The following is an 18,246-nucleotide window of genomic DNA, read 5'->3' as shown; positions in this document are numbered from 1 at the left end:
CGCAGCAGGTGGCAGCGCGGCAGTGTTGCGTAGTGCAAGCGACAGCTGCGACGGCCGCACGGATGCGCGCGCCGTCGCATCGCGGTGTCGCGTAGAGCCTGAATACGCACTGACGACAAGCGGCCGCTTCTGCGATCATTGTCGGCTTGTTGCCGGTTTGCGGCGCCCTCACTGCCAGGCTTTTCATGTCCGAACATTCGTTGCGCCGCGACGTCGGCCCTTTTGCGCTCATGCTCACCGGGCTGGGCTCGATCATTGGTTCCGGCTGGTTGTTCGGCGCCTGGCGCGCGGCTGGGCTGGCCGGTCCGGGCGCTGTCTGGGCCTGGATTCTGGGTGCGGCGATCATCACCACCATCGCGCTGTCCTACGCCGAACTGGGGGCGATGTTCCCCGAATCCGGCGGCATGGTGCGTTACAGCCATTACTCGCACGGCTCGTTGGTGGGCTTCATCGCCGGCTGGGCGAACTGGATCGCGATCGTTTCGGTCATCCCGGTCGAAGCCGAAGCCTCGGTGCAGTACATGGCCTCCTGGCCGTGGGCCTGGGCGCAGGGTCTGTATGTGCAGGCACCTGGCGGAGCTGGCGAGTTGTCGGTGCCCGGGCTGCTGATTTCGGCGGTACTGGTGCTGGTGTATTTCTTCCTCAATTTCTGGAGCGTCAAGCTGTTTGCGCGCTCCAACACCTTGATCACCGTGTTCAAGCTGGTGGTGCCGGCGGCGACCGGCGTGGCCTTGATCGCCAGCGGCTTCCACAGCGAAAACTTCAGCGTCGGCATCCATGGCGATGCCCACGTGATCGACCTAGCGGCGGTGCTCACCGCGGTGGCCACCGCCGGCATCGTCTTCAGCTTCAACGGCTTCCAGAGCCCGGTGAATCTGGCCGGCGAGGCACGCAACCCGGGCCGCAGCATTCCGTTCGCGGTGCTTGGCTCGATCGCGCTGGCCACGGTGGTCTACGTGATCCTGCAGGTGGCCTATATCGGCGCGGTGCCGCCGGATCTGCTGGCCAAGGCCGGCTGGCACGGCATCGATTTCCGCTCGCCGTTCGCGGAGCTGGCCATCATCGTCAACCTGCATTGGCTGGCGATGCTGCTGTACATCGATGCGTTCGTCAGCCCCAGCGGCACCGGCATTACCTACACCGCCACCACCGCGCGCATGGTGTACGGCATGGAAAAGAACGGCACCATGCCTGCCGCGCTGGGCAAGCTGCACCCGGTGTGGGGCGTGCCGCGCATGGCGATGTTCTTCAACCTGGCGGTGTCGTTCGTGTTCCTGTTCTTCTTCCGCGGCTGGGGCACGCTGGCGGCGGTGATCTCGGTGGCGACGATCATTTCCTATCTCACCGGACCGATCAGTGCGATGGCGCTGCGTCGCCACGCGCCGGAACTGCATCGCCCGCTGCGCATCGCCGCCTTGCCGGTGCTGGCCGGCGTCGCGTTCGTGATGGCGACCGAACTGCTGTACTGGGCGCGCTGGCCGCTGACCGGCGAGATCATCCTGCTGATGGTCGTGGCGCTGCCGGTGTACTGCTACTACCAGGCCAAGCAGGGCTGGCCGGATCTGCGCCGCAATCTCAAGGGCGCGGCCTGGATGATCTGCTACCTGCCGATCATTGCGCTGCTGTCCTGGGCCGGCAGCAGCGATTTCGGCGGCCATGGCTACCTCAGCTACGGTACCGACCTGGCGGTGGTCGCCGCAGTCGGCGTGGTGTTCTACATCTGGGGCGTCCGCAGCGGCTGGCGCACCCCGTCGGTGGAACAGGCGGTGGCGCGGGCTTGAGTAGGCGGGTCGGCGGAACGCGGGTTGTACACCGCTGTGCGCAGCAGACAGTGCGGATGGAGCTTGATCGTAGCGGTGTTCCCGCCTGCGATGGCGTTGCCAGCCGATCGCGCTGGAGCATTCGCCGCGATCCAATGACATAAAAAACGGCCGGTGCACTGCGCACCGGCCGTTCTTGTTTGGAGTACTCACCGTCTACCTACGGCGTGCTGCAGCGACATCCATCGCTGCAGCGGTGCGCTGGTCGCTTAGGCGTTGACGACCAACCGTGGTGCGCCATCGAAGCGGTCCAGGTCGCGCAGCAATTCGGTGTAGCGGCGCAGGCGGCCCATCTCACGCATGTTGACGATGTCCTCGTGGCGCAATTCGCGCTTGGAGGTCACTTCCTGCTTGTAGTGCAGCACTTCCGGGTAGCGACGCGTCATGTCCAGCGCGTCGGCAACGCACTCGACCGAGTCTGCGTCCGGCGCCACCCGCGCGCGGCTGTTGAAGGCGCGCAACCACCGCTCGAAACCGGCGCTGTGATCGAACAGATCGGCGATGTACCACATGATGAACAGGATCGACGCCCACGAGGTAAAGATGATCACCACGCGGCTGAAGGTCAGGTGGTAGTCGTTCTGCCACAGCTGATGCGTGATCACGCCCAGCAGCACCAGCGAAATCGCCTGCCAGCCGATGATCGAGGCGATCACCCATTGTTTCTTGGCCACCTTGAGCAGATCGAGCTCTTCGTCGAGCTGCGTGTCGGTCTTGTCGCGCCAGTAGACGACCTGCTCGTCGAAGGAGCGTCGATGGAGTGCGTTGTCCTGCAATAGCAGGCCTAAACCCTGAAACAAAGCGATCATGACAAGCTCCTAACGGATGACTGGTACGAACGACTTGCTGCATCGGCGGTTGCCGGTGCCCTGGAGCGACCGACGCGCCTTGCGCTGCATGACAGAGGTCGGACGGCTCTAGTTCTAGCACTTTCGCTGTGCATGGCAATGCCTGCGGCGAACCTGTGGCCGCGTAAAGTTGCGCGCTTGCGCACAAAACGCTGAATTCAGGCGGTTTGTCTGCAATGCCATGGCATCGCGCGCGCATTGCATCGCCACTCTTGTTGCACTGCACACTTGGTACTGCGGCGATCCCGCGCGTGACCGGCTTGGGCAGGTTGGGGATTTGCAGGCTCGGGAGTGGGGCGCGTCGGCGGGGGTGGCGAGCGCGGCTACCAAGACGACGGCGCCGCCTCGGCGTGAGCGCGGCCGGTGCTCATCATTGGCACTGCACTGCGGACGCGTCCGGCGCGCCCGCGCCGTCCGCGTCCACCTGACGACTGCGCTATGAGGTGATGGTCGCTCCAAGCGCGGGCGCTGCGCCCACGCAGCCGGCTAAACAAAAACGACGGCGCGTGGCTGTGGCTGACCGGTGGATGAGGCAGCTGTGGCAGGGTAGCCGCGCACTGACGTGATCATGCAGGCGCATCCGTATCATGGCGGCATGTCAGCCGTCCTGCGTACCCTCACTGCCCCCGCCGCCGAACAGATCCGCCGCTGGGTGCTGGGCGCGTTTCCGCGTGGACAGAGCACCATCGAATACGACCAGCCGCTCGGCGATCCCGGCATTTTCGGGCCCGACAGCGTCACCTGGCGCGTGCACTCCGAATTTCCCGGCATGTTGTCCGGCGGGTTGTGCGCATTGATGCTGCAACTGTTGCATCCGCGCGCGCTGGCCGGGGTCTACGATCACTCCAACTTCCGCGCCGATCTGGTCGGTCGGCTGCGGCGCACCACCAACTTCGTTGCCGGCACGACTTACGCGCCGCAGGCCGAAGCCGAACAGCTGATCGCGCGCGTGCGGCGTATCCATTCGCATATCCGCGGCCACACCGCCGACGGCGTGCCGTACGAGGCCAACGATCCTGCGCTGCTGACCTGGGTGCATGTCACCGAAGCCTACGGATTTCTGCAGGGCTGCCGGCGCTATTGCCGCGATGTACCGGGCGCAATCGCCGACCGCTATTACGACGAAGCGCGACGCGTGGCCGAAGCCCTCGGCGCCACCGACGTGCCCGCCAGCGAGGCCGAGGTGGAGGCGTATTTTGCGTCGGTGCGCGGCGAGCTGCGCATGGACGCACGCTCGCGCGAGGTGCTCGACATCCTCACCAGCATCCAGCTGCCGGTGCCTGCGGCAGGGCTGTCGCGCGGCGTGTTCCTCGGTGCCGGCACTGCGTTGTTGCCGGTCTGGGCCAGCGACATGCTGGGCCGCACCACCACCCAGCGCGCACAGGCACGCGCATCCGCCCGCCTGCTGCGTAGCCTGTCGCCGTTGTTCCGCACCGCGTTGCGCGACGGCTTATCGGCCCGTGCCTGCCGGCGCATGCAGTTGGAACCGGCGACGTTGCTGCAGTGGCCTGAGTAGCGGCTTGGTAGGTGAGATGTGTGTGTGGCTTGCGTGCTGGTTTAGTGCTGCATGGTGCTGCGGGTGCGGTTACATCGCCGCGACTACCGACCCTCACCCCAACCCCTCTCCCGGTGGGAGAGGGGCTTGTCTGCGGCGCCTTCTCGCAAGGCTGCAATAACCGATCAATCCTGCAGTGAATGACCTGCGATGTGTCTGCGCATCCGGCACCAAGTTTGTCTCACGCAGCGATTTGACCTGCGGCGTGCCCGAGCGAGCGGCCTGCAACGTCCTCTCTCGCGGTGATTGACCTGCATGTAAAGAGCAATCGGCAGCCAAGACCCTCTTCCCCGAGAGATGCGTTTGGGTGAGGCAATAGCGCGCGTGGAGCGACAACGCCAGTAAAGGGCAATCAGCAGCCAAGACCCTCTCCCCCGAGAGATGCGTTTGGGTGAGGCAACAGCGCGCGCGGGGCGACAACGCCAGGCATGTCGGGCCGACATCAGGCCGACACTGCAACCTACTGCACAGGCCGCGTTGTGAGCGATGGCCTATTGAGCAGGATGACCGTCCAATGACGGCAGTCACGCTGACAGTTGCGGTTACATCGCCGCTTCACGACCGGCACCAGCACTTACCAGATCTTGACCCGCTGCTCGGGCGCCAGATACAGCTGTTGATCCTGCGTCACATCGAAAGCCGGGTACCACGCATCCAGATTGCGCACGGTCTGCGCGCGGAAGCGTCCGGGCGCGTGTACATCGGTGAGCACCGCATTACGCAGCGCAGCGTCGCGGTACTTGCCGCGCCAGGCTTGCGCAAAGCCAAGGAAGAAGCGCTGATCCGGGCTGAAGCCATCGATGGTCTGCGGCTGTTTGCCCTGCAGCGACAACTGGTAAGCGTCGTACGCGGTGGCCAGGCCGGCAACGTCGGCGATGTTTTCGCCCAGCGTCAGCTTGCCGTTGACCGCCAGATCGTCGAACGGCTTGTACGCGCCGAACTGCGCGGCAAGCGCATTGCCGGCGGTCTCGAATTTCTTCAGATCCTGCGGCGTCCACCAGTTGTGCAGCTCGCCGTGTTCGTCGAACAGTGCGCCCGTGTTGTCGAAGCTGTGGCTGATTTCATGCCCGATCACCGCGCCGATCGCGCCGTAGTTCACCGCATCGTCGGCGGCCGGGTCGAAGAACGGCGGTTGCAGAATCGCGGCCGGGAACAGCAGGCGATTTTCCAGCGGCACATTCAACGCGTTGACCTCCTGCGGCAGCATGTACCACTCGCGATGATCGACCGCCTTGCCCAGCTTGGCGATGTTGCGGCGATACTCGAACAGGCCGGCGCGTTCCACGTTGCCCAGCGCATCGTCGCGGCGCACGTCGAGCGCGCTGTAGTCGCGCCAGCTGTCCGGGTAGCCCACCGCCACGGTCAATCCGGCGATCTTGGCCTTGGCGTGCTGTTTGGTCTCCGGCGTCATCCACTCCAGCGCATCGATGCGCTTGCCGAATGCAGCGATCAGGTTCTTGACCATCTCTTCGACGCGGGTCTTGGTTTGCGCACTGACGTACTTCTGCACGTAGCGCTTGCCGACCGCTTCGCCCAAGGCGGCGTTGGTGGCATCGATCCCGCGCTTCCAGCGTTGGCGTTGTTGCGGCGTGTCTTCCAGGGTGGTGCCGTAGAACGCAAACTGCTCATCGGCAAACGCCTTGGACAGATACGGCGATGCACGGTCCAGCGCACGAAAACGCAGATAGTCCTTCCAGGTCTGCAGCGGCTCGGACTGCACCAACGCCGACAAGCCGCGCACGGCCTGCGGCTGCCACACGATGAAGTCCTGTTGCGCCTTCAGACCGGCGGCGTCGAAGAACAGCGGCCAGTCCAGGCCGGGAGCGTTCCGCGCGAAATCGGCCTGTTTCCAGGCATTTGCGCCTGCCTGCACGTTGTTGGTCTGCTCGGGCGTGGCGTGCACGCGCGCGATTGCGACTTCCAGGGCCAGGATGCGCTCGGCCTTGGCCGGAGCATCGTCGATGCCGGCCAGTTCCAGCAACTTGACGATGTGGGCGCGGTAGGCATCGCGCAGCCGCGCCATGCGCCCGCCGTCCAGGTAGAAACTGCGCTCGGGCATGCCCAGGCCGCCTTGCACCAGGTATGGCGCATAGCGGCCGGGGTTGTGCAGATCCTGCGAGACCCACAGGCCGAACAGACGGTCGGTGTAGAAATTCGTCGAGTTGAGCAGGTCCACATCGGCGCGTAGCTGCCCACCCAGGGTGCGTGCCAGCGCCTGCTTGTCTTCCAGCTGCGCAATGGCGTCGAGCTCCGGCTGCACCGGCCGCACGCCCTTGGTCTCGATGCTGGCTTCGTCCATATAGGCGGCGTAATAGTCGCCGATCTGCTTGTCCTCGCCGGTGACGCGGTCGTTGGCGGCGGCGCCTTCGATGATGTCGCGGCTGTGGCGCTCGGTGTCGATGGCGATGCTGACGAAGCTGTTCAAGCTGGAGCGGTCGTCGGGAATCTGCGTGGTCTTGACCCAGTTGCCGCTGGCGTAGCTGAAGAAATCGTTGCCCGGCGCCACGCTGCGATCCATGCCTGCCATATCGAAGCCGAAATCACCGAGCTTGGGCGTGCTGGGGGCGGGCGTGGTGCGGGTGTCGGCCGCTGGCGCCGCGCCATCGCGGTGACAGGCTGCAGTGGTCAATGCCGCAGCCGCCATGGCAGCGATCAGGACAGGGCGGTGCAAAGAAGCCATGCGGCGCAACTCGGAAACAGGAACAAGGACCGCAGTGTAAGTGGCATGCGGTGCCACGTCCCGATTTGAGGGCAGGCGCCTATGCATCCTGGCGCGTTGTGGACACGCTCGGTTCAGCGCCGTCGCTGATACCAAAAACCCAGCGCGTCGCGGGTCTGCAGCATGCGGCGCCCGCGCCACAGGAAACGCAGCAGCAAGCCCAGGTGCTCGCGCTTGGAAAAACTGCGCAGCTTGCGGTCGGAGGTGTGCACGGTCTGGCGCAGGATCACAAAGCGCCCGCAGCGTGCCAGCGCACGGCTCAAGGCCACATCTTCGCCGGCGTAGTACCGCGTATCGAAGCCGCCCGCGCTGACGAAGGCCACGCGCGTGCAGAACAGAAAGCAGCCGGGCGCGATGCCGGCAACGCGGAAAAACCAGCCGAACGCCGCTTGCGCGACGCGTTCGAACCACGCCCGCTTGCCCTGCAGATGTACCTGCGCACCGCCGCCCATCGCGCCGGCCTCCAGTGCGGCCAGTGCGGCGCCGACCACCTGCAGGTTGATCAAGGTATCGGCATCCAGAAACAGCAGGCGCTCGCCTTGTGCGGCCTGCGCGCCCGCATTGCGGGTGGCAGCGATATGCCGCAGCTCGACCTCCAGCACCTGTGCGCCGTTGTCGCGCGCAATGCGTGCGGTGTCGTCCTCGCAGGCATCGGCCACCACGATCGCTTCATAGTCCAGCTGCATCGCCTGTGCGCAGGCATGCAGGCACTGCAGCGTTTCGCCGATCAGTGCAGCCTCGTTATGCGCGGGAATCACGAAGGACAGCATGGGACGTGGTGTGAGCGATGATGCGCCGAGTGTGCAAGCAGCGGTGGTGTGATGGCGTGAGTGCATGCGATCGGCACAGCCACACCGTGCTCAGCCGGACGTGGCCGTCGGGGCGAGGCACGCATGTCTGCCACGTGTATTTCTTCGTGCCGGCGCTGTGCACAGACGCTTTCAGTCGCCCAGCGCGAGACCGCAGCGATCGCTGCGGTCTCGCGATCATGGCTCAGCGGTTGACCGCGCCCATCATCGCTTCGGGGTAACGCGTGCCGGCCGCAGCCTGCGCCGGGAAAATCGCATCGATGCGTGCCAGTTCGTCGGGCATCAGTGCCACCTCCAGCGCGGCGATGTTCTCGTCCAGATATGCCTGACGCTTGGTGCCGGGGATCGGGATCAGGTCCTGGCCCTGCGCCAGCACCCAGGCCAATGCCAGTTGCCCGGGTGTGATGCCCTTGTCGGTGGCGATCGCCTTGACCTGCTCCACCAACTGCAAATTGCGGGTGAAGTTGTCGCCCTGAAAACGCGGCGAATGCCGGCGGTAATCGTCCGCGTCGAAGTCGTCGGGCGATGAGAACGCGCCGGTGAGAAAACCGCGGCCCAGCGGCGAGTACGGCACGAAGCCGATGCCGAGCTCGCGCACGGTGGCGAACACGCCGTTGTCTTCCGGCTCGCGCGACCACAGCGAGTATTCGGTCTGCACCGCGGTGATCGGGTGCACGGCATGCGCGCGGCGGATGGTGGCTGCGGCCGCTTCCGACAGCCCGAGAAAGCGCACCTTGCCCTGTTCGACCAGACGTGCCATCGCCCCGACGGTGTCTTCGATCGGCACGTTGGGATCCACGCGGTGCTGGTAGTACAGATCGATGTGCTCCACGCCAAGACGGCGCAGGCTGGCCTCGCAGGCGGACTGCACGTAGGCCGGGCTGCCATCGATGCCGCGCACCGACGGGTCGTTGGGATCGAGCTTGATGCCGAATTTGGTGGCCAGAAACACCTCGTGCCGGCGGGATGCGATCGCCTTGCCCACCAGCACTTCGTTGGTGTGCGGGCCATACATGTCGGCGGTGTCGAGCAGGCTGATGCCGCGGTCGAGCGCGCGATGGATTACCGCGATCGAGGTGGCCTCATCGCTGCGATCGCCATAGAACGCGCTCATACCCATGCAGCCGAGGCCGAGTGCGGAAACGGTGGGGCCGGACCGGCCAAGTGTGCGGGTTTGCATGGTGGGGAAGCTCCGTGCAGCGAGGTAGGCGGGGAGAGTGGCGCGGCGTGCGTTAGCGCGATGTGGCCCGCGCGCGAATGCTTGAGGCCGGTGAGTAGGGGGGGCGATGCTTTTTGCTTGGGAATTGCGGCGCTGTGCAGTTTCCACGGATTTAACAGCGGATTCGCTGAGCAAGGGGCCAGTTGTTGAAAGCGCTGATTGCAAGGCAGCGTCGCGTAGTGAACAGCGTTTGCTGCGGCATTCGATGACCTGTGGTGACACACAGCGTCTGCGTCTCGTTGCGCTTGCCGTATCGCCCATCGCGCGCGACGTGTTGCCGACGCCGCCATCGGCACTCTGGCCTGATGTCGAACACTGCACGCGCGATGTTGCAGAACATCATGCTGTTGTCGACGCACGGCGCGATCTCGCATTGCCACGCGCTTTAGGTATCACTGAGTGCAGTGCGCGCAGCCCCAGCGATCCGCCAGCGCGGTCACACAACGCAGTCAATGCCAACGACATCGGCCAAGCTGCACGCGTTCTCTCGGCGCCACGCCTGCAACCGTACCGTCAAACAAACCAACGCCCGCGCGTATCGGGCCGCCTCAAGCCGGCCCAAACGCGCGGGCGCTGCGATGGTGGCCTCAGCCCTTGAGCTTGTTGGCGAACTCGGCGACGCGCTTGCCGAGCAGCTTTGCGGTTTCCAGATCGCCGCTGCGCGGGGCTTCGTCCGGCGATGCGTCCGAGGGCGAGATTGCCAGCGCGCCGCCCCAACCGGCGGTCCAGTTGATGTCCTGCGGCCCGTGCGCCTTGGTGTTGGACGGCGGCAGACCGGTGCCAACCCAGACCTGCCCGTGCTGCTGCGACAAGGTCCAGAAATACTGGATGGTGGCGTACTTGTCGCCGTTCACCGAGGCCGAGTTGGTGAAGCCGGCGGCCACCTTGTCCTTCCATGCCTGCGCAAACCACGGCTTGGAGCTGTCGTCGGCAAACCTCTTGAACTGCCAGGCCGGCCCGCCCATGTAGGTGGGGCTGCCGTAGATGATCGCGTCGGCTGCGCCGATCGCCTCCCAGGCGTCGTCGGGCAGTTTGCCGTCCTGGTCGATGCGGTACAGCGTGGCCTCGCCGACACTGGCGGCCCCTGCATGCACGGCTTCGGCCTGCTTGACGGTGTGGCCGTAGCCGCTGAAATACACGATGGCGATCTTGCTCATGGACGCTCCTGTTGAACGAAGGAGGCCGATTGTGCGCACACCAGCCGCGACAGAAGAATGACCACGTGCGGGATGAACTGTTGCCGCGGCCGCTTGGGGCGGCCAATACAACCACTGCACAGCCACCGGGCAGGCGCAGCCGGCGTTCTGTGCTCACATGTCCCTGTTCTGAGCGCGCCACCCACACCAACGTAGGATTGCTGACGCGTGTTACCGGCCGCTTTAGCCAGCCGCCGTCGCTAGGTGCGGCGTGTGCCAGGCGCGCGCCGCCACACCAACCGACGATAGCTGACGCGTGTTGCCGACCGCGCTTAGCCGGCCGCCGGCTCGGCCAGGCATTCGAGCAGGTAGTCGATGAAGCTGCGCACCTTCGGCGCCAGATGGCTGCGGCTGGCGTACACCGCAAAGATGCCGATCTCGCCGAGTTGGTAGTCGGGCAGGATGCGCAGCAGGCGACCGCTGGCGATATGCGCATCGGCCAGGAAGTCCGGCTGCATCACGATGCCCTGGCCGGCCAGCGCCGCCGCATTGAGCACGTGGCCGTTGTTGGCGCGCAGCCCGCCGTGGATGCGCACATCGACATCGCCGTCCGGGCCATGGAAGCGCAGCTCGTCGCCGCTGGGCGAGTATTGGTAGAGCAGACATTCGTGGCCGGCCAGGTCGGACGGGTGCTTCGGCGTACCGGCGCGCGCCAGATACGCCGGCGCTGCGCAGGGCAGCAGCCGGACCTTGCCCAGTTGCCGCGCGATCAGCATCGGCGCCGGCTGGCGGGTGATGCGGATGGCCACATCGAAGCCTTCTTCGACCATGTCGACCAGGCGATCGGTCAGCGACAGGTCCAGCTCCACCTGCGGGTAGCGTGCGCGAAAGCCGGGCAGCAGCGCGCCCAGACGCTCGATCCCATAGCTCACCGGCGCATTGACTCGCAGCACACCGGACGGCTCCAGCGCCTGCGCGCCGATGGTGGCTTCCAGGTCGTCCAGATCGGCCAGCAACTGCAGGCAACGCTGGTAGTACGCCGTGCCGGCGCTGGTCAGGCTGACCCGGCGCGTGGTGCGGTTGAGCAGGCGCGTGCCCAGGCGTTGTTCGAGCGCGGCGACCTGGCGGGTGACGTTGGCGGTGGAACGGTCCAGCGCATCGGCGGCGGCGCTGAAGCCGCTGCGTTCGGCCACCGCGGTAAACACGCGCATCGCATCGAGGGTATCCATGGCCGTTCCGATTGTTTCTTTGGTTGCAATAAATTATCCGAATCCGATGTATTTATCAGATTTTAGTAAGTAATAGGCTGTGTGGGTCCTCAACGGAGTGCCCGTCATGTCCACCCACCTCGCACCGCCTGGGACTGCTGCCTACGGCGCGGCACTGCTGCGTATCAGCCTGGGCGCGCTGTTTCTGTTGCATGGTCTGACCAAGCTGTTGGTGTTCACCCCGGCCGGCACCGTGGGCTACTTCCAGTCGCTCGGCCTGCCCGCCGCGTTGGCCTATCTCAGCATGGCGCTGGAACTCGGCCTGGGCCTGGCGTTGCTGTTGGGCCTTTACGCGCGCTGGGTGGCGCTGCTGGGCGTGCCGTTGCTGCTGGGCACCATCGTCAGCGTGCATGGCGCCAACGGGTTCGGTTTCTCAAACCCGGGTGGCGGTTGGGAATATCCGGCGCTGTGGGCGGTGTTACTGGTCGTGCAATCGCTGCTGGGCGATGGCGCGCTTGCGCTGAAGCCGGCGCACTGAAGCCTGTCATTTTGAAGCCTGTCATTTAAGGAGCCACGCATGAGCCGCATGCCATCGTTGTACATCTCGCACGGATCGCCGATGACGGCGTTGCAGCCTGGCCAGGTCGGGCTGCGCCTGGAAGAACTGCGGCAACTGCTGCCACGGCCGCGTGCGATCGTTGTCGCCACGGCGCACTGGCTGGGCCGTCGCCCGCTGGTCAGCGCTGCCGCGCGGCCGGCGACCATTCACGACTTCGGCGGGTTTCCTGCGCCGTTGTACGAGTTGGAGTATCCCGCGCCCGGGGAGCCCGCGCTGGCGCAGCAGATCACCCGCCGCCTGGAACAGGCCGGCCTGCATCCGCAGCTGGACCCGCAACGCGGTTTCGATCACGGCGTGTGGGTGCCGCTGCGCTTGCTGTACCCGGCGGCCGACATCCCGGTGGTGTCGGTGTCGATCCAGCCCGAACTCGGCCCTGCCCACCAGTTTGCGGTGGGGCGCGCGCTGGCGCCGCTGCGCGACGACGGCGTGCTGGTGATCGGCTCGGGCAGCATCACCCACAACCTGCACGATTTTCGCCACGGCTACAGCGTGGAGCGCGAGGCGCCGTATGTGCGCCCCTTCATCGAATGGATCGAGCGCAAACTGCTGGAAAACGACATCCCCGCGCTGCTCGACTATCGTCGGCAGGCGCCGTATGCCGAGCGCGCGCATCCCAGCGACGAGCACCTGTTGCCGCTCTATGTCGCGATGGGTGCAGCCGGTGGCGACCACCTCGGCGCGCAGCGGATCGATGCCGGGATCGATCTGGGCTTTCTGGCGATGGATCTATATCGCTTCGACGGCGATGCCGCGATTGCCGCTTGATCGGGGTGTGAAGGCAGTGCCGCTGCTGCGGCGGAACTGGAGCACTCACGGCAGCACTTTGGCACACGCCGGTAACGGCGTGACTACCGTGCCGCAGCGTTGAGTGCATTAATGCGACGCCGCAGCGATAAGGGCATCACGCTGTACCGCAGCGCTGACGACATCACCGCCGCACCGTAGTGTTGTGGCATGACCACAACACAGAAGCGTTGAGGCATGACTGCAGCCGCGCAGCGTTGAGGCATCACCGCTGCCCCGCAGCGCTCTGAAGCATTCACGATCTGCTGCGGTGCAGTCTCATAGGCTGAGACGCCCTGGCTGCATGCTGCCCGCGTGAAAATCCTCGACAAGCTCGCCGTCCTCGCCGACGCCGCCAAATACGATGCCTCGTGCGCCTCCAGTGGGGCGAACAAGCGCAATTCGCTCGGTACCGGCGGGATCGGCAGTACCGAGGGCATGGGCATCTGCCACTCGTACACGCCCGATGGCCGCTGCGTGTCGCTGCTGAAGATATTGCTGACCAACTTCTGCATCTTCGACTGCGCGTACTGCGTCAATCGCGTGTCCAGCAATGTGCGCCGTGCGCGCTTCACGCCGGAAGAAGTGGTCACGCTGACGCTGGATTTCTACAAGCGCAATTACATCGAAGGCCTGTTCCTGTCCAGCGGCATCATCCGCAACTCCGACTACACCATGGAACAGCTGGTGGAAGTGGCGCGGCAGTTGCGCGAGGTGCATCGTTTTGCCGGCTACATCCATCTCAAGACCATTCCCGACGCCGCGCCCGAGCTGCTGGCTGCGGCTGGCCGCTATGCGGACCGTCTGAGCATCAATGTGGAGTTGCCGACCGAGCAGGGCCTGACCTTGCTGGCGCCGGAAAAAAGCGTTGGCGGCATTCGCTCGGCGATGGGCGAGCTACGTTGGCGCATCGAAGAAAACCAGCTGGAGCGCAAGGCCGAAAAAGTGCGCCGGGCCAAGCCGCCGCGCTTTGCGCCGGCAGGCCAGAGTACGCAGATGATCGTTGGCGCCGACGATGCCAACGACCGCGCCATTTTGGACACCAGCCATAATTTGTATGGCAATTACCGCATGCGGCGGGTGTATTACTCGGCCTTCAGCCCGATCCCGGATGCATCGTCCAAGCTGCCGTTGCAGGCGCCGCCGTTGCAGCGCGAGCATCGGCTGTATCAGGCCGATTGGTTGCTGCGGTTCTACGAATTTTCGGTAGAGGAAATCGCGCCTGCACAATCCAGCGGCATGCTGGACCTGGATGTGGATCCCAAGCTGGCCTGGGCGCTGCGTAACCCGGAGCGGTTTCCGGTGGATCTGAATGTGGCGCCGCGTGAGATGTTGTTGCGGGTGCCAGGGTTGGGTACCCGCAATGTGGAGCGGCTGCTGTTGTCGCGCCGGCATGCACGGTTGCGGGTGGGCGATCTGGCGCGGCTGCGGGTGCCGATGAAGAAGCTGCTGCCGTTTGTGAGTGTGCTGGATCATCATCCGCGCCAGCGGCTGGATGATCCGGCGCGGTTACGTGCGCAGTTGGCGCCCGCACCGCGGCAGGCAAGTTTGTTCGATTGATGCCCCTGCCTTCTCCCATCGGGAGAAGCTGCCCGAAGGGCGGATGAGGGTGCGCCCGCAGGTATGAGCTGGACGTTCTTGATGGCTACTACGAATCTCCAACTTCGGTCGCCGGATCCATGTTTCAAGCGGTTGGGCGCCTTGCGGCGCGGGTGACGTGTCTTGGCAAACGTCACCAAAACCGCCATCGCCTGATGCAATCCTGCGCGGGAGCGACAAAGCGACAAAGCGACAAAGCGATAGCAGCGATACCACTGCAAAAAAGCAGCAGTAAAGATGCAAGACACAACCAGAGTGCCGGCGACGAAGCGACGGCCGGATCGGAAATCTTGAGGTCGGGTGTACGTAATGTTCAGCGCTGAGGTCGAACCACCGTGGAGTTTCGAGGCGTGGCGTGCGTTGGCGCGGGCGGGGTGGTGTGCGCAGGTAGAACCGGACGATGTGGCGTGGAACGGTGGGGCGCAGGGCGGGTTGTTGATGGGGCAGGGGTTGCTGGAGTTGCCGCTGACCGTGCCGCCGCCGCGGGTGTCGGCGGACTTCATGCAGCTGGCTGCATCGGTGTTGTGTCATCGCGATCCACAGCGGCACGCGGTGCTGTACCGGTTGTTGTGGCGAATCGCTTCTGGCGAAAAGGCGCTGCTGGAGCGCGCCACCGATGTGGATGTACACCGGCTTCGACAATGGCAAAAGGCGGTGCAGCGCGATACGCACAAGATGAAGGCATTCGTGCGCTTTCGGCGGTTGCCTGGAGAAGAGGAAGATTTTGTGGCCTGGTTCGAACCCGAGCACTGCATCGTGGATCGGGTGGCGCCGTTCTTCGCGCGGCGGTTTGCCGGCATGCAGTGGGCGATCCTTACGCCATACCGCAGCGTGCGCTGGGATGGCGAGGCGTTGTCGTTTGGCGATGCGGCGGTACGGTCGCAGGTGCCGGCCGACGACGCGCAGGAAACCCTGTGGCGCACGTACTACGCGCACATCTTCAATCCTGCGCGGCTCAACCCCACCATGATGCGGCAGGAAATGCCGCAGAAATACTGGAAAAACCTGCCCGAAGCGGCGCTGTTGCCGGAGTTGATCCGCGAGGCGGGTGTGCGCGTACGCGAGATGGCCGAGCGTGCGCCCGAGCCGGTGCGGCGGCGCGTGCCGGTGGCACCTGCGCCCGCCGTGGAAGTTACAACGCAAAGCCTGGCGCAGTTACGCACGGCGGCGCGCGACTGTCGCCGCTGCGAGCTGTGGCAACCGGCGACGCAAACGGTGTTCGGCGAAGGGCCGGACGATGCATCGGTGATGGTCATCGGTGAACAACCCGGCGACGAAGAGGATCTCAGCGGGCGTCCGTTCGTGGGCCCGGCCGGGCGTCTGTTCACCATGGCGCTCGGCGAACTGGGCGTGGATCGCCAGGCCTTCTACGTGACCAATGCGGTCAAGCATTTTCGTTTCGAACAACGCGGCAAACGGCGCCTGCATCGCAATCCGGAGCGTGCGCATGTGCAGGCATGCAGTGGCTGGCTGCAGGCCGAGCGCGCGCAGCTACGGCCCGCACACATCGTTTGTCTGGGAGCGACTGCGGCACAGGCAGTACTGGGGCCGGGCTTTCGTTTGATGCAGCAGCGTGGGCAGTGGCAACGGCTGGACGACGGCACGCCGGTACTGGCGACGGTGCATCCGTCTTGGGTGCTGCGACAAGGCTCCGAGGCGGCGCGCGAGGAAGGTTATCGCGGCTTTGTGGAGGACCTGCGGCTATTGTTGGCGCCGCCGAGTGCGGCAAGCGATCTGGCCAAGGCATAAAAAAAGCGCGTGCAAATGCACGCGCATGGTGTCGGAGAACAAGACACCAAGAGAGGTCGCCGGCATGCCGGCGACCTCGTTACCGCCGCTTCGCGGTTGGGTCGCGCGTCTTGCAACTTCACGCGCATGAATCGGCGCGTCGATGGGCCAGTGGACATGACCAACTCGTGCCCACAAAGATCGCCCACCGACGCCATGCAATCACGCACTAGCGCATGCAACGCTGCGTACCCACCGACGAACATTCGATCTGTTCGCGTCGGTGGGAGATACGGGCATGCGCCAGCGACGTGCCTGCAGTTACGGCATCAGCACCTTGTCGATCACATGGATCACGCCATTGCTCTGGTTGACGTCGGCAATGGTGACGGTGGCGGTGTTGCCCTTGACGTCGGTGAGTGTGACCTTCTTGCCATTGAGCTTGGCGGTCAGCGGCTCGCCCTGCACGGTGGTCAGCGTGGCGCTACCGCCACCGGCCTTGATCTTGGCGATCAACGAGGCGGCGTCCACCTTGCCCGGTACCACGTGGTAGGTGAGCACCTTGGTTAGCATCGGCTTGGATTCGGGCTTCAGCAGCGTGTCTACCGTGCCGGCCGGCAATGCGGCAAACGCAGCATTGGTCGGGGCGAAGACAGTGAACGGGCCCGGGCCCTTGAGGGTGTCGACCAGGCCAGCCGCTTTGACGGCGGCCACCAGGGTGGTGTGATCCTTGGAGTTGACCGCGTTGTCGACGATGTCCTTGGTCGCCAGCATCGGCGCGCCACCCACCATCGGATTGGACGCAGCGTAAGCGGGAGCCATCGCGCTGGTGAGGGCAATAGCGGTAGCAATGGCAAGCGACTGGAATGAGGTCTTCATGAGGCATCGATCCTTTGGGTGAGCGATTACCTGGATGGCAATCGTGGATCTTGATACGCGGCCAGATGCGGCGCGGATGCATCACGTGGTTTTTACATAAAGATGCTGCGCTGCACCGTTGTCATAATCCGCTGTAGCGAACCGCGATCGAGTGGCCCGTGGTTGAGTCTGTTCGATCAGCGATGGCCGCACATTCCGACCGACGGTTGAAAAACTCCTTGGCGAAACTGCAATGCAGGACGCGCGATCCGGCTGTCACGAAGAGCAGCTAACCAACCAACTGTGCAGCTGCCAGGCGGACGCGGCCGGTGCTCGGTGCGGCATGTGCCACGCGCACACTACGGTTTCTCCGCGCCGTCTATACCCACCTGACAACTGCTCGCTCCGTGTTGTTAGGCGCTCTAATTCCAGCGGCGTCGTCGCTATCGCATGACCTCCCTAATGCTGCACGAATGTTCGCGATTGGAAAAAGCGACATCGGTCAGTGCGATTAGTCTTGATGCCCTTGCGTGATAATCCTTTCTAAGGCGCTGTAGACCATGAAGTCCAAAAAAATTGAATTCAATCGACTGTTGCTGCCGACAGTGTGGGTGGCAGGCGCGCTGGCGTTAGTCGGTACTGCACACGCTTCAGCCGTCACGCCAACGCCTGCGCCATCAGCGACCGCTGCTGTGTCTGCGAGTGACAGTTATCGACCAGGGCAGAAATGGATTGTGCCGGGGGAGTGGGAATTCACGGTTGATTCTGCGCGCGTGGCCAAGGTGAAGATTCCCAACCATGGCGGCGGCTCGTGGGTTCCCACGCAAGTGATCCTGCTGACCTATAGTTACAAGAACATCGGATTCGACGACAGCGCTAACTACAAGGACAGCGGCCCGTCGACGCTGGCGTTTTCGAAAGCGCATATCGACGTGTCCGATGCCAACGATGCGGACAACGGCGGCGCAGGCAATTACCCCGTGCGCATCAAGCTCGTCGGAGACGCTGACGGTCAGACGCCCGGGCAGGAGATGCTCGGCGCGCAGTGGCCGTACGCCTTCAAAAAGAAGGTCACGGCGGTCAAGGTGACGGTGAGCCACTACGACTCCAAGCTGAAATTGCATGAAGCGACCTTTCTGCTTCCGGTCGAGGGCGCTGGGCAATCGACGCCGCACGCGAACAGGCACGTGCACCACAGCTGATCCTCGGTCGGCCAACCCGCGCGGGCATGCCGTCGGCATCCGCGACGTCGCGAGCGATCATGTGCCGGTCGCTTTCGACGGCACCGCGTTCCAGGCGACTGAGCGACTATTGGCGTTGGCGATGGATCGATCGCCTGCCCGCT

At 64.6% G+C, this 18,246-nt stretch carries 13 protein-coding genes, 1 other RNA gene and 1 pseudogene; 8 read left to right on the top strand and 7 right to left on the bottom strand.

Annotated elements, in window-relative coordinates:
* The first annotated feature begins 185 nt into the window (after window positions 1–185).
* A complete protein-coding gene (locus tag ACZZ0O_RS02425; protein ID WP_055847846.1) occupies window positions 186–1,781 on the top strand; it encodes an APC family permease in 1,596 nt (531 codons plus the stop codon).
* A 248-nt stretch (window positions 1,782–2,029) separates the two neighbouring features.
* Here the strand turns inward: ACZZ0O_RS02425 and ACZZ0O_RS02420 are convergent.
* Window positions 2,030–2,750 (bottom strand): annotated as a pseudogene (locus ACZZ0O_RS02420) (hypothetical protein).
* 513 nt (window positions 2,751–3,263) lie between these two features.
* On the opposite strand from ACZZ0O_RS02420, the gene ACZZ0O_RS02415 reads away from it, so the two are divergent.
* A complete protein-coding gene (locus ACZZ0O_RS02415) occupies window positions 3,264–4,184 on the top strand; it encodes an oxygenase MpaB family protein (protein WP_463592114.1) in 921 nt (306 codons plus the stop codon).
* 613 nt (window positions 4,185–4,797) lie between these two features.
* Here ACZZ0O_RS02415 and ACZZ0O_RS02410 read toward each other — a convergent pair.
* The 5 genes from ACZZ0O_RS02410 to ACZZ0O_RS02390 form a co-directional block, all read right to left on the bottom strand.
* Window positions 4,798–6,867 (bottom strand): M13 family metallopeptidase, encoded by a 2,070-nt coding sequence (locus ACZZ0O_RS02410; protein ID WP_115554680.1) that lies wholly within the window; start codon window positions 6,865–6,867, stop codon window positions 4,798–4,800.
* A gap of 149 nt (window positions 6,868–7,016) precedes the next feature.
* Window positions 7,017–7,712, bottom strand: a complete 696-nt coding sequence (locus ACZZ0O_RS02405; protein ID WP_463592113.1) for a glycosyltransferase — start codon at window positions 7,710–7,712, stop codon at window positions 7,017–7,019.
* A gap of 223 nt (window positions 7,713–7,935) precedes the next feature.
* A complete protein-coding gene (locus ACZZ0O_RS02400; protein WP_463592112.1) occupies window positions 7,936–8,931 on the bottom strand; it encodes an aldo/keto reductase in 996 nt (331 codons plus the stop codon).
* Window positions 8,932–9,557: 626 nt separating this feature from the next.
* Window positions 9,558–10,127: a flavodoxin family protein gene (locus ACZZ0O_RS02395; protein WP_115513992.1), complete on the bottom strand. Its 570-nt coding sequence runs from the start codon at window positions 10,125–10,127 to the stop codon at window positions 9,558–9,560.
* Window positions 10,128–10,438: 311 nt separating this feature from the next.
* Window positions 10,439–11,335, bottom strand: a complete 897-nt coding sequence (locus tag ACZZ0O_RS02390; protein WP_055847865.1) for a LysR family transcriptional regulator — start codon at window positions 11,333–11,335, stop codon at window positions 10,439–10,441.
* Window positions 11,336–11,441: 106 nt separating this feature from the next.
* Between ACZZ0O_RS02390 and ACZZ0O_RS02385 the strand changes: the two genes are divergently transcribed.
* The 4 genes from ACZZ0O_RS02385 (at window position 11,442) to ACZZ0O_RS02370 (ending at window position 16,064) form a co-directional block, all read left to right on the top strand.
* Window positions 11,442–11,852, top strand: a complete 411-nt coding sequence (locus tag ACZZ0O_RS02385) for a DoxX family protein (RefSeq protein WP_463592111.1) — start codon at window positions 11,442–11,444, stop codon at window positions 11,850–11,852.
* A gap of 39 nt (window positions 11,853–11,891) precedes the next feature.
* The gene (locus ACZZ0O_RS02380; RefSeq protein ID WP_463592110.1) at window positions 11,892–12,698 is read left to right on the top strand and encodes a DODA-type extradiol aromatic ring-opening family dioxygenase; all 807 of its coding nucleotides are present in this window, start codon (window positions 11,892–11,894) and stop codon (window positions 12,696–12,698) included.
* Between the two features lie 333 nt (window positions 12,699–13,031).
* Window positions 13,032–14,276, top strand: coding sequence for a putative DNA modification/repair radical SAM protein (locus ACZZ0O_RS02375; protein WP_055847872.1), 1,245 nt, complete (start codon window positions 13,032–13,034; stop codon window positions 14,274–14,276).
* Between the two features lie 348 nt (window positions 14,277–14,624).
* Complete coding sequence (locus ACZZ0O_RS02370; protein WP_463592109.1) at window positions 14,625–16,064, top strand: UdgX family uracil-DNA binding protein; 1,440 nt, start codon at window positions 14,625–14,627, stop codon at window positions 16,062–16,064.
* A gap of 300 nt (window positions 16,065–16,364) precedes the next feature.
* Here ACZZ0O_RS02370 and ACZZ0O_RS02365 read toward each other — a convergent pair whose 3' ends face one another.
* A complete protein-coding gene (locus tag ACZZ0O_RS02365) occupies window positions 16,365–16,922 on the bottom strand; it encodes a fasciclin domain-containing protein (RefSeq protein WP_005992178.1) in 558 nt (185 codons plus the stop codon).
* A 322-nt stretch (window positions 16,923–17,244) separates the two neighbouring features.
* On the opposite strand from ACZZ0O_RS02365, the gene ACZZ0O_RS02360 reads away from it, so the two are divergent.
* Both ACZZ0O_RS02360 and ACZZ0O_RS02355 read left to right on the top strand, forming a co-directional pair.
* Window positions 17,245–17,320, top strand: a non-coding RNA gene (locus ACZZ0O_RS02360) — sX9 sRNA.
* 141 nt (window positions 17,321–17,461) lie between these two features.
* The gene (locus ACZZ0O_RS02355) at window positions 17,462–18,103 is read left to right on the top strand and encodes a hypothetical protein (protein WP_463592108.1); all 642 of its coding nucleotides are present in this window, start codon (window positions 17,462–17,464) and stop codon (window positions 18,101–18,103) included.
* Window positions 18,104–18,246: the final 143 nt, after the last annotated feature.

The sequence above is a fragment of the Xanthomonas sp. AC360 genome (genome assembly GCF_979258225.1).
Note: the sequence above shows the minus strand (reverse complement) of the source record. Positions and strands in the feature narration are given on the sequence as shown.

Excerpts from the sequence above, each read along its gene's own strand:
- ACZZ0O_RS02425 (WP_055847846.1), top strand. The coding sequence starts at position 186 with ATGTCCGAACATTCGTTGCGCCGCGACGTCGGCCCTTTTGCGCTCATG.
- ACZZ0O_RS02415 (WP_463592114.1), top strand. The coding sequence starts at position 3,264 with ATGTCAGCCGTCCTGCGTACCCTCACTGCCCCCGCCGCCGAACAGATC.
- ACZZ0O_RS02410 (WP_115554680.1), bottom strand. The coding sequence starts at position 6,867 with ATGGCGGCTGCGGCATTGACCACTGCAGCCTGTCACCGCGATGGCGCG.
- ACZZ0O_RS02405 (WP_463592113.1), bottom strand. The coding sequence starts at position 7,712 with ATGCTGTCCTTCGTGATTCCCGCGCATAACGAGGCTGCACTGATCGGC.
- ACZZ0O_RS02400 (WP_463592112.1), bottom strand. The coding sequence starts at position 8,931 with ATGCAAACCCGCACACTTGGCCGGTCCGGCCCCACCGTTTCCGCACTC.
- ACZZ0O_RS02395 (WP_115513992.1), bottom strand. The coding sequence starts at position 10,127 with ATGAGCAAGATCGCCATCGTGTATTTCAGCGGCTACGGCCACACCGTC.
- ACZZ0O_RS02390 (WP_055847865.1), bottom strand. The coding sequence starts at position 11,335 with ATGGATACCCTCGATGCGATGCGCGTGTTTACCGCGGTGGCCGAACGC.
- ACZZ0O_RS02385 (WP_463592111.1), top strand. The coding sequence starts at position 11,442 with ATGTCCACCCACCTCGCACCGCCTGGGACTGCTGCCTACGGCGCGGCA.
- ACZZ0O_RS02380 (WP_463592110.1), top strand. The coding sequence starts at position 11,892 with ATGAGCCGCATGCCATCGTTGTACATCTCGCACGGATCGCCGATGACG.
- ACZZ0O_RS02370 (WP_463592109.1), top strand. The coding sequence starts at position 14,625 with ATGTTCAGCGCTGAGGTCGAACCACCGTGGAGTTTCGAGGCGTGGCGT.
- ACZZ0O_RS02365 (WP_005992178.1), bottom strand. The coding sequence starts at position 16,922 with ATGAAGACCTCATTCCAGTCGCTTGCCATTGCTACCGCTATTGCCCTC.
- ACZZ0O_RS02355 (WP_463592108.1), top strand. The coding sequence starts at position 17,462 with ATGAAGTCCAAAAAAATTGAATTCAATCGACTGTTGCTGCCGACAGTG.